Genomic DNA, 24,964 nt, shown 5'->3' with positions numbered 1-24,964 from the left:
CATTCAAAAAGCTGGAACAGAAAAAGACAAATAAAGTGTAATATTTGTTTTATACAATCAGCTAAATAAAAATAAAAATGACTCGGCCCATAACATTACCCTTTTATGCAAAACTTTCCTTTATTCTTGTTACTTTAATTTGTTTTGCATTTATTTTTTGCATCGGAAAAGATATTCTCACTCCTATTTTAATGGCGTTTCTATTTGCCGTTTTATTGCTTCCGATTTTTACTTTCTTAAACACAAAATTTAAGTTTCCAAGACATTTGGCAGCGATAGTCTGTTTAATTATTTTTATTTCTGTCATTGTCGGAATTTTGGTTTTTATCTCTTACCAAGTAACTTATATGGCAAATGATTTTCATACCATAAAAAAAAATGCAAATTCTTTTATTCTTGAAATTCATAAATTTATAAGAGAAAATTTCCAGGTAAGCATAGGAGACCAGAAAAAATATTTGGATTCGGTTACGAAAGATTCTGTCAAAAATGGTCAAGCAAAACTAGGTTCTTTTATTGTTTCTATTAGCGATGTCCTTTTAGACAGCACAATTATGGTTGTGTACACCTTTCTATTTTTGATTTACAAAGAACACTTCAAACTGTTTTTTGCTAAATTAATCAAACAGGAAAATCACGCTGTTTTGCAAGATATTTTATCTCAAATAAAAGTTTCAATCAACAATTACATTGTAAGTCTAATTATCGAGATGATAGTTGTTTCTGTTCTAACCAGTTTAGGTTTGTGGATTATTGGCATTAAATATTTCGTCCTTCTCGGATTAATTACAGGAATTTTAAATTTGATTCCGTACATCGGAATCACAATTGCAGGAATTATTACAGTTTTGGCATCATTGACAGGATCTGGAGAAACATCTGTAATTCTTGGGATTTTGATTGTAAATATTATTGTTCAGTTTATTGATAATAATCTTCTTGTTCCTTTAATTATCAATTCTAAAGTAGAAATAAACGCTTTTGTCTCAATAATGGGAATTATTGTTGGAGGCGCTGCTGCCGGAATTGCAGGAATGTTTTTAGCCATTCCGCTTCTAGCTATTCTTAAAATTATTTTTGACCGAATTGAATCACTCTCCGCTTGGGGATATCTCATGGGAAATCATGTTCCGAGAAAATTTGTCTGGAGAAAGAGAAAAGTTACAACAGAAAATTAAAAAAAGCGTTATGCTAGCATAGCATTTATTTATTCCTTATATTCATAAAGCTTAAACTTATTAGAAGAGAACTACCGAATGTTTTTAAATAACAAAATACTGTTTTTTATTTTGCTTTGCTTTTGTTTACAAAGTGGATATGCTCAGGTAGATAAGAATAAAAAAGAGTCAAAAAAGGACAAAGACACCACGGAAATCTATACAAAGATTAGAAATTATTCTAAGAAAAATAAGTTTACGCAAACGATGCATAAATTGTTTTTTAGATCCAAGAAATCAAAGAAAAAAGAAGAACTGCTTGTTCCTATTGATTCTACAAACTATGAGGGCAAAATTATTCGAAAAATCAATATTATTACTTTAGATCCTTTCGGGTACTCAGTTGCTGATACCAATCAAGTGCCTAAAAACTGGGGAGAAAGGATGGGTAACCGACTTCATTTAAAAACCAAAAAAATTGCCATCCAAAATTTATTGCTTTTTAAGAGGAACACACCTTACAATACCTATAAAATTTTAGAGACTGAGCGTTTAATTCGTGCTCAACGTTACGTAACAGCAGTTAGAATTTCTAACCAAAGCGTTGGAAAAGCATCAGATTCTGTTGATGTTACAATTCGAGTTTTAGATTCTTGGAGCACAATTCCGAGGTTTTCTATTTCCAGCAACCAAGTTTCGATTGGATTTAAAGAAAAAGATTTTTTTGGGACAGGACAACAGTTAGAATACCGTTTCACCAACCGTTTTGATGATGGTAAAAATGGTAATGAAGTGACGTACACGGTTCCAAATATTAAAAACACTTATATTGGAACGGTTCTCCATTACAATATGGATTTAGACAATAACTATATTAAAAGCATCGATATCGAGCGAGACTTTTACTCCCCTCTGACGAAATGGGCTGGCGGTTTTTATATGGACGAAAGTTTTAGAAAAGATACGCTTCAAGCTCCAGATTCTACATTTGCTTATCAGCCAAAAAAATATACTTCGCAAGATGTTTGGGTTGGGCATGCTTTTAAAATGTTTGAGGACAATAACAAAGCGATAACAAATCTTGTTACTACTGCTCGTTTTTTAAATGTCAACTACAGCGAATCGCCTTCAGATCTTTATGATCCAAATCATTTTTATTCTTCCGAAAAACTAATCCTTAGCGGAATTGGGCTGAACACAAGAAAATTTATCAAAGACAGTTATATTTTCAGAAATGGACAAACAGAAGATGTTCCGATTGGACGAATATATGGTGTAACTTTTGGCTATCAGTATAAGAATACTTTCTGGCGACCTTATGTTGGAGCTCAATTTTCTTTTGGAAATTATTACCGCTTAGGTTTTTTGAGTATGAATTTTGAAGCAGGAACCTTTTTTCATCAGTCCAAAACCTATCAGACCTCATTTTTGTTTGAGTCCAATTATTTTACAAAATTATATAGCATTGGAAATTGGAAAATTAGACAATTCGTAAATCCAAAAGTGGTAATTGGTATAAATCGAGATGATATTATTGGAGATCAACTAAATATAAATGAACAAAATGGGCTTGCAGGTTTTAACAGTTATTTGTACGGAACCAGCAAAGCCGTTTTATCGCTTCAAACTCAGACCTATTCTCCGCATGCTTTATTAGGATTTCGTTTAAACCCATTTTTCAATTATTCAATTGCAGTATTGGGAAGTCCAGAAATGGCAATGACTAAAAGCAAGCCTTATTCTAAACTTACTGTGGGGTTATTAATTAGTAATGACTACTTAGTTTTTAGTTCATTCCAGCTTTCACTCTCTTACTATCCAAGTATTCCGCAACAAGGAGACAATGTTTTCAAAACAAATACTTTTGAAACAACCGATTTTGGACTTCAAAGTTTTGAACTTGCAAAGCCTAGAGTCGTCGATTATAGATAATTTTTTTTTATTTTTTTTGAATTTTTCAAACGAAAAGAAAAATACTGTAAATCAACATCTTAAAGCTGTTTTTAGCTATAACCCATTCGATGAAATGCATTTTTATCCGATAAAATACATCTGTTTATTTTTTTTGGCACAGTATATGAATATCTCTATTCAAGATTAACATTTAAAAAAAACAAAAAAGATGAAAACGATAAAATTAGCAATCGCCGGATTATTTCTTATGGTTGCAAACGCCACACAAGCCCAAGTATCAGTAAATGTAAATATAGGTACTCCACCAGCTTGGGGACCTGTAGGATATTCAGAAATGGAATATTATTATCTTCCAGATATTGAAGCTTACTACGATGTTCGTGCTGCTCAATTTATCTATTTCGGAGGAGGAAGATGGGTAAGAACAACCTACTTGCCAAGACAATATAGAAATTACGACTTGTATGGAGGTTATAAAGTTGTTTTAACAGATTATCACGGTAGAACTCCTTATGTATACTTTGACCGTCATAAAGTAAAATACTATAGAGGTTACCATGGAGCACCACAAAGACCATACAAACCAAGACCTGTATATGGCTATGATGACAGAAGAGATTACAAACGTTATGACAAACACTACGATAAACACCATGGAAAACATGACCGTCACGATCACGATGATGATCACGACCATGGCCACGGACACGGAAGAAGATAACTGCTAAATTATTAGTAATTAATACAAGAGAGTATCAAAAAATGATACTCTCTTTTTTTATGGCATTTTAGTCTGGATGCTATAAAAAAAAGATGCCAAAGAAATCAATACGAACATTAATAGGCCTTATAAGAATAGTAACAACAAATTGAAATAAATTTCAAAACACTTATATAAAAGCTGTTAGATTAGTTTCTAACAGCTTTTTTTATTTTATCAAATTAAAGAAAGGTATAATTATTGAGCGTTAACAATTCATTTAAATAATCTTACATAAAATAATTACTATTTTTGAAATAATTTCAAAAAAACATCTAACACTCACCATGCGAAAAATACAGGTTCAGATCTTTCTTTTATTTTTTATCGGTTTTCAGGTTTCATTTGCACAGCAGCCACAAAAACCAAATTCAGTTGAAATTTACAATCAAATCAAAAAGCTAAACTTTTTAGGTTCTGTATTGTATGTTGCTGCACATCCTGACGATGAAAATACTAGAATGATTTCGTATTTAGCCAATGAAATGAACGCCAGAACTGGTTACTTATCATTGACCCGCGGTGATGGAGGGCAAAACTTAATCGGACCTCAATTACGTGAATTGCTTGGCGTTATTAGAACTCAGGAATTAATTGAAGCTAGAAAAATAGACGGAGGAGAACAGTTTTTTTCAAGAGCAAATGATTTTGGTTTTTCTAAAAACCCAGACGAAACTTTAGATGTTTGGGACAAAAATAAGGTCCTTGCCGATGTAGTCTGGACAATCAGAAAATTCCAGCCAGATATTATCATCAATCGTTTCGATCATCGTTCGCCAGGCACAACGCACGGACATCATACTTCTTCTGCAATGCTGAGCGTTGAAAGTTTCAAACTGACAAACGATCCTAAAATTTATCCTGAACAACTAAAATATGTTTCGCCTTGGCAGGTAAAACGCCAATTTTTTAACCCTTCTTGGTGGTTTTACGGAAGCCAGGAAAAATTTGATGCTGCTAACAAATCTAAATTCACAAAATTAGAAACAGGCGTTTACTACACAGGAATAGGTAAATCAAATCAAGAAATTGCTGCTTTGAGCCGTAGCCGCCATCAATCGCAAGGTTTTGGTAGCACTGGAGTTCGTGGTGAAGAAACCGAATATTTAGAACTTATAAATGGTGAAAGTCCAAAAGAGCGCGATAATTTATTTGATGGAATTGACACAAGTTGGAACCGTGTTAAAGACGGAAAACCGATTGGAGACTTAATTTCTTCAATCATTTCAAAATACGATTTCAGCAATCCTTCTGTAAGTATTCCAGATTTAGTTAAAGCTTATGCCATGATTCAAGCTTTAGACGATACACATTGGAAAGAAATTAAATCGGCAGCCACAAAAAACATTATTGCATCTTGTTCAGGATTATATCTTGAAGCTGTTGCTAATGAACAAGAAGCCACTCCAGGAAGCACTATTAAACTAACTCTTGAAGCAATTAACAGATGTTCTGTTGGAATGCAGTTAGTTAGCGTGACAACTCTTCCAGATAATCAGACAATAGCCCAAAATATCGTTTTAAAAAACAATAACGATCAGAAAATCAATTTGCAGTTACAGCTTCCAAACAATATTGAGTACACTCAGCCTTATTGGCTAAAAGAGAAAGCTACAGTTGGAATGTATACCGTTTCGAATCAAGAAAACATTGGTATTCCTGATATTATACGAGACACAAAAGTAGTTTTTAATGTAAAAATCAACGATGTTGAAATTCCATTTGAACGTACTGTTGTCTATAAATACAATGATGGCGTAAAAGGCGAAATGTATAATTTTCTTGATATTGTGCCAGAAGTTACTACTTCGATATTAGAAAGAGTTTTGATTTTTGGAAGCACCAAAAGCAAAATGGTTCCAGTAAAAGTTCGTGCTGGAAAAGACGATGTAAAAGGAAATCTGCAGTTAGAATTGCCAAAAAGCTGGAATGTGTCTCCAAAAGAAATTCCATTTGCTTTAGACAAAAAAGGCACAGAACAAATCTTTTACTTTGAAGTAACCCCTCCAGTAAATCCAGAAGAAGTTGTAGCAAAAAGTGTTGCTATTGTTGACAATAAACGTTTTGATAAAGACCAAACCATTATTGATTTCCCTCATATTACCAAACAAATGGTTCTGAAACCAGCTGAATCAAAATGCATCAGAATTGATTTGAAAATTTCTGGAGATGCGATTGCTTATATTATGGGCGCTGGCGACGAAGTTCCGGAAAGTTTAACCCAAATGGGATACAAAGTTTCTATTTTAAAACCAGAAGAGATTACGCCTCAAAAGCTAGATTCTTTTAATACTGTGATTACAGGAGTTCGTGCTTACAATACCGTAAATGCTTTGGCAAACAAACAAAATATACTTTTCAATTTTGTAAAAAGCGGTAAAAACATGATTGTACAGTACAATACAAATGGTAAATTGGTTACTGATAAAATAGCGCCATATCCGTTAAAATTATCAAACGATCGCGTGACAGAAGAAAATGCTAAAATTACATTCTTAGCGCCAAATCATCCTGTTTTAAATACGCCAAATAAAATCTCTGAAAAAGATTTTCAAGGCTGGACACAAGAGCAAGGTTTATATTATCCAAACGAATACGATCCTGCCTTCACTCCTATTATTTCGTCTCATGACAAAGGAGAATCTGCAAAAGATGGAGCTTTACTTGTAGCACCGTACGGAAAAGGATACTATATTTACACTGGTTTGAGTTTCTTTAGAGAATTGCCAGAAGGTGTTTCTGGAGCATATCGATTATTATCGAATATCATTTCTCTAAAACAGCCCATTGAAGCTCCAAAACAAGATTTAAAGCAATAAAATATGGAAGCCAAAAAAACAAAAAAATGGAAAAAAAGCTACACTTATGTTTTGGTAGTTAATGCGATCTACATAGCTATTTTTCTTTTAATCATGCAATTATACTCATAACCTATGCAGCTATTTGACTGGATCGTACTTATTGTCACATTATTATTTATTGTTGGATACGGCTCTTGGAAAACTCGAGGCAGTAAAAACGTAGAGGATTTCATTTTAGGAAATAACGAAACGCCTTGGTATACTGTCGGACTTTCGGTTATGGCTACACAAGCCAGCGCAATTACCTTCTTATCCACACCAGGACAAGCGTATCACGACGGAATGGGATTCGTTCAGTTCTATTTTGGATTGCCAATTGCCATGATTGTTATTTGTTTGACTTTTATTCCACTCTATCATAAAAGCAAAGTTTTTACCGCATATGAGTTTTTAGAACGCCGATTTGATGTTAAAACACGTTCACTTGCTGCTATTTTGTTTTTGGTTCAAAGAGGTTTAGGAACCGGTTTAACCATCTATGCGCCAGCCATTATTTTATCAGCTCTTTTAGGATGGAATTTAACTGTAATGAACATCATTATTGGAGTTATGGTAATAATCTATACTTTTTCTGGAGGTACAAAAGCAGTAAACGTAACCCAAAAACAGCAGATGTTTGTCATAATGTCTGGAATGTTTATTACATTTTTTCTAATTCTGCATTATCTTCCGAACGATATGACTTTTAACAGCGCACTACATATTGCAGGTGCAAATGACAAAATGAATATTGTTGATTTTTCTTTTGATCCCGAAGAAAAATATACTTTTTGGAGTGGTATTACAGGAGGTTTCTTTCTGGCTCTAGCCTACTTTGGTACAGACCAATCGCAGGTTGGACGTTATTTATCTGGGAAATCGGTTCGTGAGAGTCAGATGGGATTAATCATGAATGGATTGTTGAAAGTGCCAATGCAATTCTTTATACTTCTTACGGGAGTTATGGTTTTTGTCTTTTTTCAGTTCAATCCTGTGCCGTTAAATTTTAATCCGAATAATAAAATTGCTATCGAAAAATCAGCTTTTAAGCAAGAATATCATGTTTTAGAAGAAAAACTGGTAAAACTTTCAGAAGACAAAAAAGTGATTAATTTATTGTATATCGATCAGCTCAACCAAGATTATGATAATCCAATTTTGCGTAAAGAATTGATAGCATTATCCAATAAAGAAAAAGATCTTCGTGATAAAGCCAAAGAAATCATTTCGAGAGCTGACAGTAATTCGGAGACAAATGACAAGGATTACGTATTCTTCCATTTCATTCTGCATTATTTGCCAAAAGGTTTAATCGGATTGTTATTGGCTGTAATTCTTTCGGCTGCTATGTCTTCTACCGCTTCTGGGTTAACCGCTTTGGCTTCTACAACAGCAATTGATATTTACAAAAGGAATCAGACAGAAGAAAAATCAGAGAAGCATTATTTGCATGTTACGAAGTTTTTCACTCTTTTCTGGGGAATTGTAGCGATACTTTTTGCCTGCGTTGGAACGCTGTTTGAAAACTTGATCCAGCTTGTAAATATTATTGGTTCAATTTTCTACGGAACTGTTTTAGGTATCTTTCTTGTTGGCTTTTACACCAAAAAGGTTCAGGCAAAGCCTATGTTTATTAGTGCCATAATTAGTCAGCTTACCATTTTTGTCATTTATTATTTCATGATTTACCGTCAGGAAAAATTAGGCTATTTATGGCTGAATTTTATTGGAGCAATTTTGACAATTGTATTAGCGCTTTTATTGCAGTTTTTGTTTTTCAAAGGAAAATCGGGTGATAATGAATTAATTTTGGAATAATAAATGGTATTTTTTTCCAAACTAAAATTATTATACCAAAATAAAGTTTCATCATTAGGAACAGGAATGATTTTAGTTGCTTTATTTTTATTTTTACCATTAGCTTTTACATTTGATGATATGCTAATACCTCTTGAAGGTACTATTAAATCAACTAGTTCTTCTTCTAAAATAGTTTCATACAAAGAAAGATTTGGCAATAAAAGATTGAGTAGAAACTCAACCTTAATTTTTACTTTAAATGAATATAACAAAACTTTTATTTTAGAAAGTGGGGCTTCTAGTCCGTTATACAATGGCAATACAGAAAATGATAAGATTTCTTCATATTTAGAAGGCTCAAAGAATATAACTGTTTGGATAAAAGCATTGGACAAAAAAGAAGTTAATCCTGAAATTTTTAAAATTGATATTGACGGAAGAAATGAGTATAATTATAAAGATAAACGATCTAGATTTCAAAGAATAGCACTCTTTTTATTGCTTTTTGGTTTGTTTTTTATTTATATTGGAGATAAATTTCAAAAAACTCTGTAAAACAAGAAATGATCATTTTCTTTACTCTAAAAAATATTTCTATACTCCTTTATAAAACTTCTTGAAAATTTAAACTAAAACACTATTTTAGATAAAAATTAGTTTCATGAAGATTTCAGACGATTTAGAAAAGCTATTGCCTTTTGGATATCTATTTCTAATTTTAATGGGAATATTAAAGGATAGTATATTTTACTACCAATTCGGAATTAACATATTGCGGTATTCTACAATAATGGATATATTAATTAGTCCGATTGCTGAATTTACTTCAAACCCAGTGATTTTAGGGGCAATTATTTTACTTTTTTTGCTTCATTTTTATCTTCCTTCCTTCTTAGCCAAGAATAAAGATTTGCCGTTTGTAAAAAAATCTTTTGAACTGAAATCAACTGACGGATTATCACCACAAGAAACTAAAAGCTACTATAATGGTATTGCCATAAAATCGCTTGTCATTTTTTTATTGTCCTTTTTTTTAGGTTACGGATTAGCTGGAGGCTATTTCACTAAGAAAAAACTAAAGGAAAATAGACTGGATTACAGCTATCAGTTGGATTTAAATGAAGGTGGATCTAAGAATGTTTTTATAATCGGAAATAATAGCTTGTATTATTTCTATCTCATTAAAGGAGACAAAAAAATAAAAATTACTCCTTTGTCATCCATAAAAAACATTGCACTCTTAGAAAACAAAATGATTGATTAAAATTTTAGTTTCCCAAAAGCTATGAAAGATCACAGAAGATACAGCAATAAAACTAAAGCAGCTTTTATTTTACTAGTCGTAATGCTTATCATTCTGCTTGGTAACTTTAATACGCTGCGAAACTCTAAAAATGTAAACGACAATATCAATGCGATTTACAAAGATCGTTTGGTTGTGGCGCATTATATTTTTCAATATTCAAAAGAACTTCATTTTATAAAAGCTGAAGCCGAAAAATTGAATTTGAGTGACAATATCAAGAAAGATGAAATTATTCACACACTTGATATTATTCATGATATTGACGATTTGTATGCTAAAACCGTTTTAACGAATAAAGAAAAACAATATTTTGATGCCTTTTTGCTTTCCTGCAAAGAAATAAATAAGCAAGTTGAAAGCAAAAACTGGAATAAAATTGCCATTTCAAGCGCAGAAGCTCTAAAAACGCTTGAATCCCTTTCTCAAATTCAGATCGAAGAAGGAAAAGCTAAACTTGCAGCTGCGAATGCGATGTACAGCAGAAATAATAGTTTAGGCCAACTTCAAATTGCTTTATTGATCATTTTAGGCGGCATTACTTTTTATCTTTTGATTGTAAAGAAAATCAAGCAAAAAATAAAAATTCCTGAACCGCCTAGTATGAATTAATTTAGTTTCGTATTATTTAAACTTTCTGTCTTGTTCAGAAATCTGAAGATCGTTTATACTAGCATATCTTTTCTGCATTAAACCGTTTGCGTCAAACTCCCAGTTTTCATTTCCGTAAGCTCTAAACCAATTTCCATCAATATCTTGGTATTCGTACTCAAATCGCACTGCAATTCTGTTTTCGGTATGAGCCCAATATTCCTTTTTCAATTTGTAGTTTCTTTCTTTTTTCCATTTTTCAGTCAAAAAAAGAATGATTTCATCACGACCATTTACAAATTTGTCCCTGTTTCTCCATTCGCTGTCTACCGTGTACGCTTTTGAAACTCTTTCAGGATCTTGGCTGTTCCATGCATCTTCTGCTAATTGAATTTTTTCTATTGCCGTTTCTAAAGAGAAAGGAGGCAATGGTAATTTCTGTTCCATTATTTTAAAATTAAAGTTTGAATTATCTTTTTTGATTGTTCGATTAACTGATTTGATTTAAACAACTGACTTTCGATTATACAGCTTTCAAATAATAAATAGATGTGATCTGCTAACAAATCATCTTTTAAAATATCTTTAAAATAAACTCGCAAATCACTCTTATGGCTTTGAATAACGTTCAGTATCTTAATATTATCAGAAGGAATCTCTGATAGTATATTTAGAAAACTGCATCCTCTAAAATTTTCCTTTTTATTCATGTAGATCAAAAAATCAAATGATGCAATAACCTTCAAGTTAGAATCTTCAACATTTGAAGTAAATTTCAACAATTCGTTAAACCAAAAAGAATGGCGTTGCTCTAGAAAAGCTACGCATAAATCTTCTTTAGATTTAAAGTGCTGATAAAAACTGGCTTTAGCCACTTTTGCTTCTTCAATAATTTGATTTATTCCTGTAGCATTATAGCCTTGCTTATGAAATAAAGTAAAAGTTTTTTCTAAAATTCGTTCTTTAGGTTGCATCTTAAAATGTATTACTTTCATATATCGCTCTAAACTAGAGCTAAACAGTTGCAAATGTAATAAAAATTTAAATATACAGACAAGTCTGTCTATATTTATTTCAAAAAAAATTCCAAAACCCTAAAGTCTTGGAATTTGTAATTTTTATAATTGGAATTTAATAATTCTTTTGAATTATTATCTGCTCCACTCAGCGATACTATCTTTGTTCAATTTAACGTAATCTGCATTGTTTGCAGCTTCAGCAGATGCCAAAGAAGCCTTTGCAGTTTCGATTGCGCCTTTTTTATCACCTTGTTTTGCTTGAATCAATGATTTTAATCTTGACACATAATATGGTTTATCCGAACTCATATCAAGCGCTTTGTCAACATAAGTTCTAGCTGTTTCGATATTTCCGTTTGACTGGAATAAATATTGAGAAGCGGCAAAATAATCATTCCAAGTTGGACCAGCCAAAGCTTTGTCTATACTTGCTGTAGCGATTTTTGCAGTTGGAACTTCAAATTTTAAAGCCACATGAGAGTTTTCCCAAGAAATATCTAAATAACCAAAATTTGGATCTAAACCGTTAATTCCGATTGTAAATGTTTCAACAGGAGTTGGCAACGCCTCTTCTTTTACTGTAGTTTTCAAAGCTACATAAGCATCACTCCAATTTTCTGGCAATCCCCAGTTATCTGTTGAAAGATAAAAAATGATATCCCAGCTTTCGATTCTAGGAACTGTATAAATTGCATATTTTCCTTTCTTTAGCGTTTTTCCGTCAATTACAACATCATCGCTAAAGTTTATGATTGTATTTTCGTTTGCTCCTGTTCTCCACAGTTTCCCAAACGGAACTAAATTCCCGAACACGGCTCTTCCTCTTGCTCCCGGTCTTGAATACGTAACTTCAACATCGGTTAAACCAACAGTTTGTTTAATATATCCTTTTGGACTTGCCTGCGGAGTTTTTACTTGTGCTTCTGATGCTAATGGAGCGATAATCAGGGCTAAAGCAATAAGTAGTTTCTTCATTATTTTAAGTTTTTATTTTATTCAAATTTACAAATTCAATCAGCTAAGAAATGTTAAATTTTATATAATTCAAGCTTTAAGCTGTGATATTTTTTCAGCATTTAATTCGTTAAAATGATCTATAACCAAATCTGCTTCAGATAAATCCTGAAGATGTGAATGTTCGCTTTTGTAGCCTACACAATAAATCCCTGCGCCTTTTGCTGCTTTTACTCCGTTTGTGCTATCTTCAATAATAATGCATTCTTCTTTTGGAGCAATCGACAATGAAGCTGCGTGAATAAATATCGCTGGATCTGGTTTTGATTGTGGAAAATCTTCACCGCTTACAATATGTGTAAAATATTGATGAAGATTAAATCTAGTAAAAACGCGATCGATAGTAACTTTCGAAGCCGAAGAAGCTAAAATTAACTGTATTCCGTTGTGGTACAAATCTTTAATCAAATCCTCAACACCATCCAAAAGATGTAAATCTTCCTTAGTATCAAAAGCATTATTAAAAATAGTTCTTTTTCTCTGAATCAAATCTTCAACCTCCTGCTCTACAGTTGGAAAATAGCTTTTTAAAGTCTGGAATGTATTTCGAGTAGAAAATCCTGTAAATGTAGTGTACATTTCTTCAGGAACTTCGATATTCAATTCTGAAAATTGCAAATAATAAGCATAACGATGAACGGGTTCTGTGTCAACGATTACGCCGTCCATATCAAAAATTACTGTTTTAATCATTTTTTTTTAAGTTTCTGAGATTCTGAGACGCTAAGATTCTAAGGTTTCTCTCGTTGTGTGTTTAACTTTGTCAAAGTTCCTTTACGTTTTATTTATAAGTTCAAAGAATTAAGATTCAGCGTTTCAGTAGAAAAAACTTAGCAACTTAGAATCTCAGCATCTTAGAACCTTACTTTTTAAGCAAATGTCTAATCACCGTTTCTGCAGCGTGCAAGCCAAATAATCCTGGCATATAGCTATTTGTTCCGTAAAACGATTTTTTGAAGTTTTTACCGTCTGTTAATTTTAAACTTTTTTCGTCTTGGATTTCAGAAGAGAAAACTACTTTCAATTTATTGATTTTTGCTTCTTTTAAACGCTTACGAATTGTTTTTGAAAAGTAGCAATTGATCGTTTTTGAAATATCACTTACTTTTACTTTTGAAGCCAACATTTTTCCGCCAGCACCCATACTGCTAATGATTTTTACTCTTTTGCGTTTTGCAGCAATTATCAGATTTAATTTTGGAGTAATACTGTCAATGCAGTCTAAAACATAATCAAATTCTGGAGAAACAATTTCAAAAGCACGTTCTGGAGAAAGAAATTCCTGAACACGTGTCAAATTTAATTCTGGATTAATATCCATTAAACGATCTCCTACAATTTTGATTTTTGGCTGACCAACTGTTGAATGTAATGCTGGTAATTGACGGTTAATATTGGTTATATCCACAACGTCTCCGTCTACAATTGTCATGTTTCCTACTCCCGCTCTTGCTAAAAATTCAGCTGCAAAAGATCCAACTCCTCCTAGTCCTACGACTAAAACATTAGATTTTTGTAAATTTTCTAATCCTTCTTTAGTAAACAAAAGCTCAGCTCTTTCTGTCCATTCTGCCATATATTCTTTTTTGTTGTTTTTATTCTTTTTGTTTCAAGTTTAATGTTTCAAGTTTCGAGTTTCATCGGCTGTCACGCTGAGCGAAGTCGAAACCTCTTTCCAATTGGAGCGCCCTTAGACTTCGCTCAGGGTGACAAACTTTGAACATAAATACCTTTTTACTTTTTATTGTTCAAACGCACTTCTATAATTACTTGAAATAACACTTTCTAATTCTTTTAAATCAAACTCTTTATATTTAGAAGCTAATTCGTAAACTTGCTTAATTGATTCTTCAATAGTATCTGTTTCTAAGAAAAAACGATCATTTGGGACATTTTGAAAAACCGATTTCAAATCTGGATTTTTCACTAAATGTTTTCCAAATGAAAGATAAAATCCGGCAGTAATTAATTGTTCTGCAAGCTGACTATTTTTTGAAAAACCATGGATAATCATTGGAACTGAAATTTTCAATCTTTTCTTAATCGCCATCACTTCCTGAAAAGCAGCCACGCAATGAATCACTACAGGCTTTTTAAATTTTTCTGCTAATTCCAATTGCTTTTCAAAAACAGAAATCTGTAAATCAAACGGTACTTCAATTCTTTTATCTAAACCGCATTCTCCAATTGCCAGACAATTTTGGGTTTGCAGTTTTTCTTCAATAATCTTTAAATCTTCATGAAGTCGAGTTTCCTCAATATACCACGGATGAATTCCTATCGAATAAAATGGAATTGACGCATCAAAATCTTTTGGATATTGATTAACCAATTCTAAAACATCCGATTGATTGGTAAATTGATGCGTATGAAGATTAAAATATTTCATTAATGAAAAGTCTTTACCCCAGCTTTGATTGCAATTTTTAAATCATTCTCCTGTGGCACAAGCGGACAAGAATACTTGTAGTTATAAGCGCAATATGGATTATAAGCTTGATTGAAATCGACCGCTATAGTATTTCCCTTCGGAATTTCTAAATCAATATAACGTCCGCCGATGTAACTTTCTTTGCCCGTTGTTAAATCTGAAAAAGGCAAAAACAAATGATTTTTATATTTTTCCTGTACAATAAGATCTAAACTTTGATAAACAGCAAGCTGAAACGGTTTGCCATTGATTTTAAAGTTTAAAGTTCCATATTTTATATATTTAGGAGTACGAGTTCCAGAAGTTTTCATTTCAAAAACTTTTCCTCCTTTGGCTTTTACCAAAGTTGCGTTAACAAAATAAGTTTCAGAAATAGGAAAAAAATCTAAGCTTTTAAAAGTTTTTAGATCTTCAGCCATCAACGGACTTGTCTTAGGATCAGCATATTCGGAGTTGATTTTCTTTTGAAACTTTTCAACATCAGTTTTACTAAACTTTTTTTGTGCAAAGCCAAAATTAAAAACCAACAATAAAGCTAGGGCATTTATAGTTTTCATCTTAGAAATTTTCTGCAAAAATAGTTCAAAAGTAACAAAACAACAACCACTTAACGAGACAAAGTTTCCTAACTTTGTGACGATAATCTATCACACAAAATGCTTAAAAACGCCCTAACCCACTACATCAACAACTTTCGAGGTTTTACCAGAGAAGTTTGGATTCTTGCCATAATCACTTTTATCAACCGCGCGGGGACAATGGTTCTTCCTTTTTTATCAAAATATTTAAAAGAAGATCTTCATTTTACATACAATCAAGTCGGATGGATTATGGTCGCATTTGGTTTTGGATCAATGCTTGGTTCTTGGCTTGGAGGTAAACTATCAGATAAAATAGGATTCTATAAAATCATGATTTTTAGTTTATTTACCAGTGGGGTTTCTCTTTTCTTTGTACAATATATTACTACTTTCTGGGCACTTTGCGCTGCGATGTTTGTTCTTATGACCATTGCAGACATGTTTCGCCCTGCGATGTTTGTGTCTCTTGGAGCTTATGCTAAACCAGAAAATAGAACTCGTGCATTGACATTGGTTCGTCTTGCCGTAAATTTAGGTTTTGCTGCTGGTCCAGCACTTGGAGGTTTAATTATTATGGGAATGGGATATTCTGGCCTTTTCTGGGTTGATGGGGCTTCGTGTATTATTTCGATCTCGATTTTTGCTTTATTGGTAAAAGAAAAGAAAAAAGCCACTCATGACGATAAAACAGAAAGTGCTTCTGATGTAAAATCGGTTTTTCATGATAAAATTTTCTGGGTCTTCTTATTTGTAAGTTTTATCACGGCTATGATTTTCTTCCAGCTTTTTACAACACTTCCTTTATATCATAATGAAAAATTTGGCTTAAGCGAATTCCAAACAGGTCTTTTAATGACTTTAAATGGACTTTTAATCTTCTCTCTTGAAATGCCAACGGTTGGATTTTTAGAACGAAAAGCTTTTCCTAAAATCCGAATTATAATAGTGGGATCTTTTGTAATGGCATCCAGTTTCTTTTTGCTTCTTATTAATTTCTGGGCAGGAATATTGGTTGTCAGCATGATTTGCATTTCTATTGGTGAAGTGCTTACTTTTCCGTTTTCCAATGCATTTGCACTGAGCCGTGCGCCACGCGGACAAGAAGGACGCTATATGGCGCTATATACCATGAGTTTTAGTCTTGCTCATATTGTAAGTTCTAAACTTGGCTTTGAGATTATTACCCGATGTGGCTACCAAATCAATTGGCTTTTTATGGCCTGCATTGGAGTTGTTGCAACTGGCTGCTGCATTTGGATTAAAAATGCTTTGATCAACGAAAAAGCTTCGTAAACATTTTTAACTTTTTAAAACCTTAGAATTCAATTTATTACCATTAAATTTGAATAGCTTTTCTGCGCTCAAAATCGAAATCAAACTTAATTTTTAGTTAAATAACTATTTTTATAGTTGTGCAACTAAAAAAATAGTTGTAGGTTTGAATTAAAATTAGAGAAGATGCAGAAGTTAACAAATAAAGAAGAAGAAATTATGATGATTTTATGGAAGCTGAAAAAAGCTTTTGTAAAAGAAATTCAAGCCGAAATTACTGAGGACCAACCGCATTATAACACCTTGTCTACTATTGTGCGTAATTTGGAAGAAAAAGGATATGTTGGACACAATGCCTTCGGAAATACACATCAATACTTTCCGATTGTGCCGATTGAAGATTACAGAAAAGGATTTATGAAAACCGCAATCGATAATTACTTTAATAGTTCTTATAAAAGCATGGTTTCCTTTTTTGCTAAAGAAGAAAAAATTTCAGCTGATGAATTGCGTGAAATTTTATCGATGATCGAAAATAAAAAAGAAGATAACTAATTCAGATTATGGAAGCACTTTTTATTTATATCGCCAAATCCAGCAGTTTAATGCTTCTTTTTTATTGCGCTTATTTTTTCTTACTGCGCAAAGAAACATTTTTTAACAGCAACAGATGGTTTCTTTTGTCTGGCTTAATTGTATCGGCAATTCTACCATTGTTGACTTACACAAAGGTGATATGGATAAATGCTGTTCCCAAGTTTAATACCGATTTTCATAATATTGTATCAAACGCATATCAAGAAGAATCTTCAAATTTTAACTGGAATTATTTCATACTTTGCCTTTACGCCATTGGTCTTTTGATATTCTTAATAAAATTAGCAATTGACTTTTACAGTTTAAATTCGATTATTAAAGGAAAAAAAATCCAACAGCAGGCCGATTTCAAGTTCATAGATATAAACGAAAACATTGCTCCTTTCTCCTATTTTGAATATATCGTGTACAACTCATCACTGTACACACCTTCAGAATTAGAGAGTATTCTTGAACACGAAAAAGTGCACAGCGATCAAAATCACACGTTAGATGTATTAATTTCAAGAATATTCAGCATTATTTTCTGGTTCAATCCGATTGTCTGGCTTTATAAAAAAGCAATACTGCAAAATCTGGAGTTTATCGCCGACAGCGAAGCGGCAAAAAAACTTCAAGATAAAAAAGCATATCAGTACACACTTTTAAAAATAACAACACACGAAAATTGTGTTGCAATCACCAATCATTTTTATCAATCATTAATCAAAAAACGAATCGTCATGTTAAACAAAAATCAATCAAAAAGAAGGAATTATTGGAAGTATTACGCTGTAATTCCTGCTCTTGTTGCATTTGTATTATTATTTCAGATTGAGGTAGTTGCAAAAGAAAGGCAACCGAACGCAAAAGTAGCTTCAACAGAAATTGAGTCTGTAGATGTGTACAAAATCTTAAAAAACTCAACCGATGCACAGCTAACAGAGATAAAAGAAAAATTAAAAAAATTGCACAACATTAATTTTGAAGTTTCTCAAATCAAAAGAAACTCAGAAAACGAATTAACCTCAATTAAAGTTGACATAATTAATGGAAGTGAGAAATCTCAATCTATACAAACTGGAGGAGATAAAACTATCAAAGATTTCGGAATAATTGTCATAACAGACAAAAATGGAAAGAAAAAAGCAGGCATTCAGACTACTGATGAAAAAATTACTGTCAGCAAAAAAGTTTCTATGAATGGCAAAGCCAATAAAAATCCGGAAATTAAAACTATAACTACTAATACAGAAACCCATGTTAACACTAATTCTATTACTAGTACAAAAACTAACAGTGATACTAATACAAATATTAGCACTACTGTAATAATAAACAAAGACAACGGCACTAAAGTTATTACGACTAACACAGGTACGGCAGTTGCCATTTCAAACGGTACAAAAAAGAATGCTAAAACATCTAGTCCGCTTATAATTGTTGACGGAGAAGAAATGCCTTCGGACTTTGATTATAATAGCATTAAATCTAATGATATTTTGTCGGTACATGTTTTTAAAGGAACAGAAGCAGTTGTCGAATATGGTGATAAAGGTTCAAATGGAGTAATCCAAATCGAAACTAAAAAATAAAACGTTTCTAATTTTAAATAGAAAAGAAATGCAAAAATTAACCAATAAAGAAGAAGAAATTATGCATATTTTATGGAAGCTGAAAAAGGCTTTTGTAAAAGAAATTCAAGCAGAGATTTTAGAAGATCAGCCGCATTACAACACTTTATCTACCATTGTCCGTAATTTGGAAGAAAAAGGGTATGTCGCACACAATGCTTTTGGAAATACGCATCAGTATTATCCAGCTGTAAGTATAGAAGATTATCGAAAAGGTTTTATGAGCACAGCTATTGACAATTATTTTAATAGTTCTTATAAAAGCATGGTTTCATTTTTTGCCAAAGAAGAAAAAATTTCGGCAGATGAACTGCGTGAAATCTTAGATATGATCGAAAATCCAAAAGAAGGTAAATAATCAAAATAGTATGGAAGCACTTTTCATTTTTATCCTTAAGTCAAGCGGGTTATTAGCAATGTTTTATTTTGCTTACATTTTTTTACTTCGCAAAGAAACTTTTTTCAACAGTAGCCGCTGGTTTTTAATTGCTGGTTTGATTACCTCTGTTGTACTGCCTTTTGTAGTATACACCAAAGTGATTTGGGTTGAAGCACCGCCTGCGATTGCTCCCACTCCAATTATTACAACTACTGAAAATGCTGTAAAAAATATTCCAACTTCAAGTCAAGATGCTATTGTTTACACACCTCAATACAAACCGACAACCGTTACAGTTGTTGAGGAGGAAGATTTTGAAATCAACTGGAGTTTAATCTTAGCTGTAGTTTACGGGATTGGCTTCTTGGCATTTCTAATCAAATTTGCTCTTGATTTTTATAGTTTACACTCTGTTTTGAAAGGAAGAAAAATAGAACAGCAAAATGATTTTAAATTCATTGATGTGGATGAAAATATTGCTCCCTTCTCCTATTTTGACTACATTGTATATAACTCATCACTATATACAGCTGCAGAATTAGAGAATATTCTAGAACATGAAAAAGTGCACAGCGATCAAAAACATACTGTTGATGTTTTGATCTCTAGAATTTTCTGTATGCTATTTTGGTTTAATCCAATTGTTTGGCTTTATAAAAAAGCAATTTTACAAAATCTTGAATTTATTGCAGACAGCGAAGCTTCTAAAAAAATTGCAGACAAAAAAGCTTATCAGTACACGCTTTTAAAAATAACAACACACGATACTTGTGTTGCAATCACCAATCATTTTTATCAATCATTAATCAAAAAACGAATTGTCATGTTAAACAAAAATCAATCAAAAAAAAGGAATTATTGGAAATATTCAGCAGTAATTCCCGCCCTTGGAGCATTTGTTCTTTTATTTCAAATAAGAACTATTGCCCAAGAAAAGAAACAAGATGAAGTTGCAGTTGTGAAAAGAGATACTGTTAAAGATTCTGATGAAACTATCAAAATAACAAAAAATACAACTGACAAGGAATTAAACGAGCTTCCTGGAAAGTTAAAAGCAAACCATAATCTTGATGTTGAAATTTCAGATGTAAAAAGAAATACCAAAGAAGAACTAACTGCGATTCAAATCAAAGTAAAATCGGATTCTGGTAAAAAACAAACCATCAAAATTGACGGAGATGAAGCTATAAAAGATTGCGAATTAGCAATTGGAACAGATGAAAATGGAGCAAAATCAATCAATATTAATACAGATAGAAACCTTAGAATGCCAATAACAATAAGAAATGAAAGAATTATTGTTAGAAATCACGGAGAGTCAGATATCGCTGCTCCAGTACCTCCAACACCTCCAACACCTCCAGCATTTCCTTCTGGACCACTGCCTCCTGCGCCTGCAGTTGACATGTCAAAAATGCCAAAACCTCCGGTTGCTCCTAGAAATCCAAAAGACAAAGTAGCGATGCAGAAGTTTGAAAAAGAAATGGAAGAATTTGAAAAGAAAATGGAGAATTTCCAACCAAACATTGATGCTATGTCTGCTTACGGAGATGCTGTCAGCGAAATCATGTCTAAACGCGAAGCAATTTATGAGAAAGAAATGGCTAAATATGAGATTGCAATGGAAAAGTTCAATGCTCAAATGGAAAAATTCAACTATGATTTTAAATTTAGCTTTGGAGACGATTCTAAAGACTACGAAAATAGTATGAAGCAATATGAACAAGACATGAAACAGTATGAGCTTGATATGAAACAGCATAAAGAAAATATGAAGCAGCATGCTAAAAACATGAAGCAACATGAAAAAGAGATGAAACAGCATGAAAAGAACATGAAAGAAATGGAAAAACAAAACAAAAAAGCCTAGTCGCTCATTTTAAAATAAGAAAAAACCAGTGTTTCAAAGCATTGGTTTTTCTTTATTAAAATTCCAATAAAAACTTCAGAACTCATAGAGACGATCTGATTCTCAGATTTTAAATACTCATTTCATTTTACTGCCAAAAGACTTTGCTTCAAACACAAAGTCTTTTTTTTATATCTTTGGCGAAACAAATCTACTATGTATAAATTATTAGCCAAACTAAATAAACTACTTTTGCCAAGCTTTACCAAACAAGGTCTGGATATTTCGAAAGCAAAGAAATGGCAAATGGCAATTATTGGTTATCGCGCCTATGTTACCAAAAGAGCATTAGGCAATTAATTTAGAATACGTTTTATTTATAAGACAGAAATAGCTTTTTTAATTTCTGTCACACTTTTTATGAAAAACAGAGAAATCAGCCTTCCTCCTGTTCCAGCAGTATTATTAGCGATTATCAGTGTGCAATGTGGCGCAGCAATTGCAAAAACACTTTTCCCAACAATTGGCGCAGCTGGTACGGCATCTATACGTATTGGCGTTTCGGCATTAATTTTATTATTGGCATACAGACCCAATCTAAAAGCAATAACCTCACAACAGTGGAAAATTGTAATTCCATATGGCTTGTCTCTAGGCGCTATGAATTTAATTTTTTACATTGCAATAGAAAGAATTCCAATTGGTCTAGCGGTAACTTTAGAATTTGTTGGACCATTATTACTTGCAATTGCAGGTTCAAAACGTCTAGTAGATTATTGTTGGGTTTTACTTGCGGCAATTGGCATCTTATTAATTGCGCCTTGGACAAATGATCGTTTAGATCCAATCGGAATTATATGTGCTCTCTTGGCAGGAGCTTTTTGGAGCGGATATATTGTTTTAGGAGGCAGAATTTCAAGAATAATGAACGACGGTTATGCAGTAACGACAGGAATGCTTTTTGCGGCGCTTTTAGTTTTACCCTTTGGACTTTTAGACAGCGGATTAAGCAATCTAACACCAAAATTATTCGGAATGGGTGTTGCTCTAGCCCTATTATCAAGCGCAATTCCGTTTACCTTAGAAATGAAAGCTTTAGGGAAACTTCCTCCGCGCACTTTTAGCATTTTGATGAGTTTAGAACCAGCTGCCGCTTCTATCTGTGCTTTTATTTTTCTTAATGAAAGTTTGAATCTTTATGAAATTCTAGCTGTAATTTGTGTTGTTATCGCTTCGGCAGGAAGCACTTTGACTGCTAAAAAATAATTTCAAAAAATCTTAAAGTAAAAATTCCAAATTCCAATATGCTTGGAATTTGGAATTTTTAAGTTGGAATTTGAAACTATTATTTTTTAGGAAGCAGTACTGCATCAACAACGTGAATTACTCCATTTGATTGATTTACATCTGCGATAGTAACTTTTGCTTTATTACCATTTTCATCCGTAATGTATAAGTCTTTCCCTTTCATCCAAGCTGTCAGCGTTCCACCATTTACCGCTTTTATAGTTGCTTTTCCTTTACCTTCTTTTATTGCTTTTGCAATATCAGAAGCATTCCATTTTCCAGCAGCAACATGATAAGTCAAAATGTTTTGAAGTTGCTTTTTATTCTCTGGTTTTAATAATGTTTCTACGGTTCCTTTTGGCAATTTATCAAAAGCTTCGTTTGTAGGAGCAAAAACAGTAAAAGGGCCTTTTCCTTTTAAAGTCTCAACTAAATCGGCGGATTTAACAGCTGCAACCAATGTTGTATGATCTTTTGAATTTACAGCATTTTCAATAATATTTTTGTTTGGATACATAGCTGCACCACCAACCATCACTGATTTTTGTGCATTTGATGTAAATGCAAATCCTAAAGCTAAAACTGCAAGGGCTAAAAATTTTCTAGTTTTCATATTGAAATGATTTTAAGTTATAAGCTCATTTACGGTTATAAACTTGTTTTGGTTTTCACATGAAACTAATCTTATGCAAAAAAGTGTAGCTTCTCTTTTAAATTACCAGTAAAATAGGGTATTAGCTTAATTTAATATTTCCTTAAAAAAATTAAAAATATTTAATTTTTACATTTATTTTATTGTTAAATTTAAAAACAAAAATCATCAATTATGAAAAATTTGGCTCAAAAATTCAGAGATAGAAAATTAAATTCAGGAGTTGATTTAACAGCAATGGTCAGCATTTCTTTTTTACTTATTTCATTTTTTATGGTTGTTAACGAATTATCAAAGCCTTCAAAAATGAATTTTTATTTACCAGAGAAATATGCATGTCTAGAAAATATTGGATGTGTCAAAGCTGATCAACTATTTACAATACTGCTAGATAAAAACGGAAAAATGATTACTTACTCAGGTTTGTTAGAATTTCCACTGGAAAAACCAAAAGAGTTTAGATTTCAAAAAAATGAGATAAGACAAGAGGTGTTCCGCAAAAAGAAAGAAATACAAGATTATATGACCTCTGAAGGAAGACCAATGAGCGGTGTTGTCGTTATTATAAAACCGAGTAAGCACTCGAACTATGGCAGTTTAGTAAATATAGTAGATGAAATGAAAATTGCTAAAATTGAAACCTATTCAATAGTTGATGATTTTACAGCAGAAGAATCAAAATTACTAGCCTCAAATTAAATATAAAGTCTATGAAAAATCTACCTCAAAAAGTCAGAAGCAGAAAGTTAAATTCAAGAGTGGATTTGACGGCAATGGTTAGTGTTTCATTCTTGTTGATTATCTTTTTTATGGTTGTTGGGGAATTATCGAAATCAAAAACAATGGATCTCGCTTTACCTGAAAAAGACGTATGTAGATGGGGTTATGCATGTATCAAAGCTAATCGGGTCTATACCATATTATTAGACAAAAACGATAAAATAATAACTTATTCTGGAATATTAGAATTCCCCATGGAAACGCCAAAGAAATTTAAATCTGGGAAAAATGCAATCAACCAAGAAGTATTCCGTAAAAAGAAAGAAGTTCATGATTATATGATTTCAGTAGGAAAACCAATGAATGGTGTAATTGTAATAATAAAGCCGAGTAAAAAATCAAACTACGGTAATTTAGTAAACATACTCGATCTAATGAAAGTTGCCAATATTGAAACCTATTCAATAGTTGACGATTTTACTGCCGAAGAATCAAAATTACTAGCCTCTAATTAATACAGATTATTTCTTAATCAAAAAGCATATGAAAAATTTACCACAAAAAGTCAGAAGCAGAAAGTTAAATTCAAAAGTTGATTTAACAGCAATGGTCAGTGTTTCTTTTTTACTGATTATATTTTTTATGGTTGTAGGGGAATTGTCAAAACCTAAAGAAATGAAATACGATACAGGACAAGATAGAGGTTGTTGCGACTGTCCGTCTCGTCATGATGGTGAAGATAGATCGATTACAGTAATACTAGGCGAAAACAACAAATTAATTTATTATATCGGAATTATAGCGAATCCAATTAAAAAGCCTAAAACTGTTGCATATGGTAAAAATGGAATTCGAAAAGAACTTAACGCTAGAATCGAGTCTTTAAAAAGTTATACTTCTGATTCTAATAAATTAAAACGAGATCTAGTAGTCATTATTAAACCTACTAAAAAATCAAATTATGGTAATTTGGTAGATATTTTGGATGAAATGAAAATAAATGGAATAACATCATATTATATTGTTCCAGAATTTACCCCAGAAGAATCAAAATTAATAGCTTCAAATTAATAATAAGTATTGTTTTCAAAAAAGTTCTCGACTCCGCTCGAACTGACAATCGACAAACAACTGAAACAAAAAAAGTCCCACATTGCTGTGGGACTTTCTATTTATAAAAAAGCT

Annotated in this window: 26 protein-coding genes; 18 read left to right on the top strand and 8 right to left on the bottom strand. The window is 32.3% G+C overall.

Annotated features, from left to right (window positions below; translation table 11 throughout):
* The first annotated feature begins 77 nt into the window (after positions 1 to 77).
* From FF52_RS21520 to FF52_RS21485, 8 genes are all read left to right on the top strand, one after another.
* Positions 78 to 1,178 (top strand): AI-2E family transporter, encoded by a 1,101-nt coding sequence (locus tag FF52_RS21520; RefSeq protein ID WP_035692153.1) that lies wholly within the window; start codon positions 78 to 80, stop codon positions 1,176 to 1,178.
* Between the two features lie 78 nt (positions 1,179 to 1,256).
* Complete coding sequence (locus FF52_RS21515) at positions 1,257 to 3,089, top strand: hypothetical protein (RefSeq protein WP_008468936.1); 1,833 nt, start codon at positions 1,257 to 1,259, stop codon at positions 3,087 to 3,089.
* A 190-nt stretch (positions 3,090 to 3,279) separates the two neighbouring features.
* Complete coding sequence (locus FF52_RS21510; RefSeq protein WP_008468934.1) at positions 3,280 to 3,792, top strand: hypothetical protein; 513 nt, start codon at positions 3,280 to 3,282, stop codon at positions 3,790 to 3,792.
* Positions 3,793 to 4,118: 326 nt separating this feature from the next.
* A complete protein-coding gene (locus tag FF52_RS21505; RefSeq protein ID WP_008468932.1) occupies positions 4,119 to 6,650 on the top strand; it encodes a PIG-L family deacetylase in 2,532 nt (843 codons plus the stop codon).
* Between the two features lie 114 nt (positions 6,651 to 6,764).
* A complete protein-coding gene (locus FF52_RS21500) occupies positions 6,765 to 8,489 on the top strand; it encodes a sodium:solute symporter (RefSeq protein WP_008468929.1) in 1,725 nt (574 codons plus the stop codon).
* A gap of 3 nt (positions 8,490 to 8,492) precedes the next feature.
* A complete protein-coding gene (locus tag FF52_RS21495; RefSeq protein WP_008468927.1) occupies positions 8,493 to 9,026 on the top strand; it encodes a hypothetical protein in 534 nt (177 codons plus the stop codon).
* Positions 9,027 to 9,132: 106 nt separating this feature from the next.
* On the top strand, positions 9,133 to 9,735 hold the full coding sequence (locus FF52_RS21490; protein WP_008468925.1) for a hypothetical protein: 603 nt from the start codon (positions 9,133 to 9,135) through the stop codon (positions 9,733 to 9,735).
* A 21-nt stretch (positions 9,736 to 9,756) separates the two neighbouring features.
* Positions 9,757 to 10,386, top strand: coding sequence for an MCP four helix bundle domain-containing protein (locus FF52_RS21485; RefSeq protein WP_008468924.1), 630 nt, complete (start codon positions 9,757 to 9,759; stop codon positions 10,384 to 10,386).
* Positions 10,387 to 10,398: 12 nt separating this feature from the next.
* Here the strand turns inward: FF52_RS21485 and FF52_RS21480 are convergent, their stop codons facing one another.
* From FF52_RS21480 to FF52_RS21450, 7 genes are all read right to left on the bottom strand, one after another.
* Positions 10,399 to 10,812, bottom strand: coding sequence for a nuclear transport factor 2 family protein (locus FF52_RS21480; protein ID WP_008468923.1), 414 nt, complete (start codon positions 10,810 to 10,812; stop codon positions 10,399 to 10,401).
* Positions 10,812 to 11,339, bottom strand: a complete 528-nt coding sequence (locus FF52_RS21475; RefSeq protein ID WP_008468921.1) for a TetR/AcrR family transcriptional regulator — start codon at positions 11,337 to 11,339, stop codon at positions 10,812 to 10,814. Before FF52_RS21475 ends, FF52_RS21480 begins: the two co-directional genes overlap by 1 nt.
* A gap of 177 nt (positions 11,340 to 11,516) precedes the next feature.
* On the bottom strand, positions 11,517 to 12,359 hold the full coding sequence (locus FF52_RS21470) for a DUF2911 domain-containing protein (protein ID WP_008468920.1): 843 nt from the start codon (positions 12,357 to 12,359) through the stop codon (positions 11,517 to 11,519).
* A gap of 69 nt (positions 12,360 to 12,428) precedes the next feature.
* Complete coding sequence (locus FF52_RS21465) at positions 12,429 to 13,091, bottom strand: HAD family hydrolase (RefSeq protein WP_008468919.1); 663 nt, start codon at positions 13,089 to 13,091, stop codon at positions 12,429 to 12,431.
* Positions 13,092 to 13,260: 169 nt separating this feature from the next.
* Positions 13,261 to 13,974: a ThiF family adenylyltransferase gene (locus FF52_RS21460; RefSeq protein WP_008468918.1), complete on the bottom strand. Its 714-nt coding sequence runs from the start codon at positions 13,972 to 13,974 to the stop codon at positions 13,261 to 13,263.
* Between the two features lie 165 nt (positions 13,975 to 14,139).
* On the bottom strand, positions 14,140 to 14,787 hold the full coding sequence (locus FF52_RS21455; RefSeq protein WP_008468917.1) for a TatD family hydrolase: 648 nt from the start codon (positions 14,785 to 14,787) through the stop codon (positions 14,140 to 14,142).
* Positions 14,787 to 15,386 (bottom strand): DUF1684 domain-containing protein, encoded by a 600-nt coding sequence (locus FF52_RS21450; RefSeq protein ID WP_008468916.1) that lies wholly within the window; start codon positions 15,384 to 15,386, stop codon positions 14,787 to 14,789. Before FF52_RS21450 ends, FF52_RS21455 begins: the two co-directional genes overlap by 1 nt.
* A gap of 99 nt (positions 15,387 to 15,485) precedes the next feature.
* Between FF52_RS21450 and FF52_RS21445 the strand changes: the two genes are divergently transcribed.
* From FF52_RS21445 to FF52_RS21415, 7 genes are all read left to right on the top strand, one after another.
* A complete protein-coding gene (locus tag FF52_RS21445) occupies positions 15,486 to 16,703 on the top strand; it encodes an MDR family MFS transporter (protein WP_008468915.1) in 1,218 nt (405 codons plus the stop codon).
* Between the two features lie 165 nt (positions 16,704 to 16,868).
* The gene (locus FF52_RS21440; RefSeq protein ID WP_008468914.1) at positions 16,869 to 17,237 is read left to right on the top strand and encodes a BlaI/MecI/CopY family transcriptional regulator; all 369 of its coding nucleotides are present in this window, start codon (positions 16,869 to 16,871) and stop codon (positions 17,235 to 17,237) included.
* Between the two features lie 8 nt (positions 17,238 to 17,245).
* Entirely contained in the window at positions 17,246 to 18,853 is a 1,608-nt protein-coding gene (locus FF52_RS21435; RefSeq protein ID WP_008468913.1) for a M56 family metallopeptidase, read from the top strand.
* Positions 18,854 to 18,881: 28 nt separating this feature from the next.
* On the top strand, positions 18,882 to 19,250 hold the full coding sequence (locus FF52_RS21430) for a BlaI/MecI/CopY family transcriptional regulator (protein ID WP_008468912.1): 369 nt from the start codon (positions 18,882 to 18,884) through the stop codon (positions 19,248 to 19,250).
* A 10-nt stretch (positions 19,251 to 19,260) separates the two neighbouring features.
* Entirely contained in the window at positions 19,261 to 21,141 is a 1,881-nt protein-coding gene (locus tag FF52_RS21425) for a M56 family metallopeptidase (RefSeq protein WP_008468910.1), read from the top strand.
* 195 nt (positions 21,142 to 21,336) lie between these two features.
* Positions 21,337 to 21,480 (top strand): hypothetical protein, encoded by a 144-nt coding sequence (locus FF52_RS21420; protein ID WP_008468909.1) that lies wholly within the window; start codon positions 21,337 to 21,339, stop codon positions 21,478 to 21,480.
* A 60-nt stretch (positions 21,481 to 21,540) separates the two neighbouring features.
* On the top strand, positions 21,541 to 22,386 hold the full coding sequence (locus FF52_RS21415) for an EamA family transporter (RefSeq protein ID WP_008468908.1): 846 nt from the start codon (positions 21,541 to 21,543) through the stop codon (positions 22,384 to 22,386).
* Positions 22,387 to 22,465: 79 nt separating this feature from the next.
* On the opposite strand, the gene FF52_RS21410 is transcribed toward FF52_RS21415, so the two are convergent.
* Positions 22,466 to 23,020 (bottom strand): fasciclin domain-containing protein, encoded by a 555-nt coding sequence (locus FF52_RS21410; RefSeq protein ID WP_008468907.1) that lies wholly within the window; start codon positions 23,018 to 23,020, stop codon positions 22,466 to 22,468.
* A 213-nt stretch (positions 23,021 to 23,233) separates the two neighbouring features.
* Between FF52_RS21410 and FF52_RS21405 the strand changes: the two genes are divergently transcribed.
* The 3 genes from FF52_RS21405 to FF52_RS21395 are packed head-to-tail and all read left to right on the top strand — an operon-like array spanning position 23,234 to position 24,850.
* On the top strand, positions 23,234 to 23,758 hold the full coding sequence (locus FF52_RS21405) for an ExbD/TolR family protein (protein ID WP_008468906.1): 525 nt from the start codon (positions 23,234 to 23,236) through the stop codon (positions 23,756 to 23,758).
* Between the two features lie 11 nt (positions 23,759 to 23,769).
* Complete coding sequence (locus tag FF52_RS21400) at positions 23,770 to 24,294, top strand: ExbD/TolR family protein (RefSeq protein WP_008468905.1); 525 nt, start codon at positions 23,770 to 23,772, stop codon at positions 24,292 to 24,294.
* 28 nt (positions 24,295 to 24,322) lie between these two features.
* Positions 24,323 to 24,850 (top strand): ExbD/TolR family protein, encoded by a 528-nt coding sequence (locus FF52_RS21395; RefSeq protein WP_008468904.1) that lies wholly within the window; start codon positions 24,323 to 24,325, stop codon positions 24,848 to 24,850.
* Positions 24,851 to 24,964 lie beyond the last annotated feature (114 nt).

This window comes from Flavobacterium sp. F52, assembly GCF_000278705.1.
Taxonomy (GTDB): domain Bacteria; phylum Bacteroidota; class Bacteroidia; order Flavobacteriales; family Flavobacteriaceae; genus Flavobacterium; species Flavobacterium anhuiense.
The sequence above is the reverse complement of the archived record's forward strand: the minus strand, read 5'-3'. Positions and strand labels throughout refer to the sequence as shown.

Coding starts and splice junctions, on each gene's coding strand:
- FF52_RS21520 (WP_035692153.1), top strand. CDS start 78: ATGACTCGGCCCATAACATTACCCTTTTATGCAAAACTTTCCTTTATT.
- FF52_RS21515 (WP_008468936.1), top strand. CDS start 1,257: ATGTTTTTAAATAACAAAATACTGTTTTTTATTTTGCTTTGCTTTTGT.
- FF52_RS21510 (WP_008468934.1), top strand. CDS start 3,280: ATGAAAACGATAAAATTAGCAATCGCCGGATTATTTCTTATGGTTGCA.
- FF52_RS21505 (WP_008468932.1), top strand. CDS start 4,119: ATGCGAAAAATACAGGTTCAGATCTTTCTTTTATTTTTTATCGGTTTT.
- FF52_RS21500 (WP_008468929.1), top strand. CDS start 6,765: ATGCAGCTATTTGACTGGATCGTACTTATTGTCACATTATTATTTATT.
- FF52_RS21495 (WP_008468927.1), top strand. CDS start 8,493: ATGGTATTTTTTTCCAAACTAAAATTATTATACCAAAATAAAGTTTCA.
- FF52_RS21490 (WP_008468925.1), top strand. CDS start 9,133: ATGAAGATTTCAGACGATTTAGAAAAGCTATTGCCTTTTGGATATCTA.
- FF52_RS21485 (WP_008468924.1), top strand. CDS start 9,757: ATGAAAGATCACAGAAGATACAGCAATAAAACTAAAGCAGCTTTTATT.
- FF52_RS21480 (WP_008468923.1), bottom strand. CDS start 10,812: ATGGAACAGAAATTACCATTGCCTCCTTTCTCTTTAGAAACGGCAATA.
- FF52_RS21475 (WP_008468921.1), bottom strand. CDS start 11,339: ATGCAACCTAAAGAACGAATTTTAGAAAAAACTTTTACTTTATTTCAT.
- FF52_RS21470 (WP_008468920.1), bottom strand. CDS start 12,359: ATGAAGAAACTACTTATTGCTTTAGCCCTGATTATCGCTCCATTAGCA.
- FF52_RS21465 (WP_008468919.1), bottom strand. CDS start 13,091: ATGATTAAAACAGTAATTTTTGATATGGACGGCGTAATCGTTGACACA.
- FF52_RS21460 (WP_008468918.1), bottom strand. CDS start 13,974: ATGGCAGAATGGACAGAAAGAGCTGAGCTTTTGTTTACTAAAGAAGGA.
- FF52_RS21455 (WP_008468917.1), bottom strand. CDS start 14,787: ATGAAATATTTTAATCTTCATACGCATCAATTTACCAATCAATCGGAT.
- FF52_RS21450 (WP_008468916.1), bottom strand. CDS start 15,386: ATGAAAACTATAAATGCCCTAGCTTTATTGTTGGTTTTTAATTTTGGC.
- FF52_RS21445 (WP_008468915.1), top strand. CDS start 15,486: ATGCTTAAAAACGCCCTAACCCACTACATCAACAACTTTCGAGGTTTT.
- FF52_RS21440 (WP_008468914.1), top strand. CDS start 16,869: ATGCAGAAGTTAACAAATAAAGAAGAAGAAATTATGATGATTTTATGG.
- FF52_RS21435 (WP_008468913.1), top strand. CDS start 17,246: ATGGAAGCACTTTTTATTTATATCGCCAAATCCAGCAGTTTAATGCTT.
- FF52_RS21430 (WP_008468912.1), top strand. CDS start 18,882: ATGCAAAAATTAACCAATAAAGAAGAAGAAATTATGCATATTTTATGG.
- FF52_RS21425 (WP_008468910.1), top strand. CDS start 19,261: ATGGAAGCACTTTTCATTTTTATCCTTAAGTCAAGCGGGTTATTAGCA.
- FF52_RS21420 (WP_008468909.1), top strand. CDS start 21,337: ATGTATAAATTATTAGCCAAACTAAATAAACTACTTTTGCCAAGCTTT.
- FF52_RS21415 (WP_008468908.1), top strand. CDS start 21,541: ATGAAAAACAGAGAAATCAGCCTTCCTCCTGTTCCAGCAGTATTATTA.
- FF52_RS21410 (WP_008468907.1), bottom strand. CDS start 23,020: ATGAAAACTAGAAAATTTTTAGCCCTTGCAGTTTTAGCTTTAGGATTT.
- FF52_RS21405 (WP_008468906.1), top strand. CDS start 23,234: ATGAAAAATTTGGCTCAAAAATTCAGAGATAGAAAATTAAATTCAGGA.
- FF52_RS21400 (WP_008468905.1), top strand. CDS start 23,770: ATGAAAAATCTACCTCAAAAAGTCAGAAGCAGAAAGTTAAATTCAAGA.
- FF52_RS21395 (WP_008468904.1), top strand. CDS start 24,323: ATGAAAAATTTACCACAAAAAGTCAGAAGCAGAAAGTTAAATTCAAAA.